We start from the raw sequence: 537 nt of genomic DNA, 5'->3' as shown, positions 1-537 counted from the left end.
TGCGCCAGAACCAGCCGTGCTTGCCGGTAAAGGCCGCTTTCAGCACATCCTCGTCCCGAGGCAGGCCACGACCCTTTTCATAGCTGATGAATTTGTCGCCAGGAGCGTCGCCATGCAGGTCGAAATTGACGACCCCGTTTTCGGCAACCCACAGGAATTCGACTTCGGCGCCTTCCTCCATGGTCAGTTTGACCTCGGTTCCTTCGCCGGGGGTCAAGACGACACTGAACTGCTCGGTCCATTCAGGGATCTCAGTTTGCGCATGGGCCGCTCCGACAAACAGGCCGAAGACATCGTCAAGCAGGCTTGTCTGATCGTCGCCCGCCACTTCCTTTGCTTTGTCGGCTTCTGCCTCTGCTGCGAGTTGGCTCTTGATCTCTCCCATCTCTGCAAGGCCAAGCACGCGACCAATGCGTGTGGGGTCGATTCCGTATTCAGCCGGCAGAACGATCGTCACCAGGATCACGATGGCCGACACAGCGGCAATGATCGTGGATTTCAGAAGTTGTGCCGAGCTTGGCAATTCTTCGAGGCTGG

At 57.9% G+C, this 537-nt stretch carries 1 protein-coding gene; it reads right to left on the bottom strand.

The genetic code is table 11. The features are described from left to right. Positions 1-537 (bottom strand): transmembrane anchor protein (locus tag ACR0KW_RS24305; RefSeq protein ID WP_480807316.1); only part of this gene is annotated, 537 nt, incomplete at both ends.

Source organism: Ruegeria sp. CG11, from assembly GCF_056537245.1.
The sequence above is the reverse complement of the archived record's forward strand: the minus strand, read 5'-3'. Positions and strand labels throughout refer to the sequence as shown.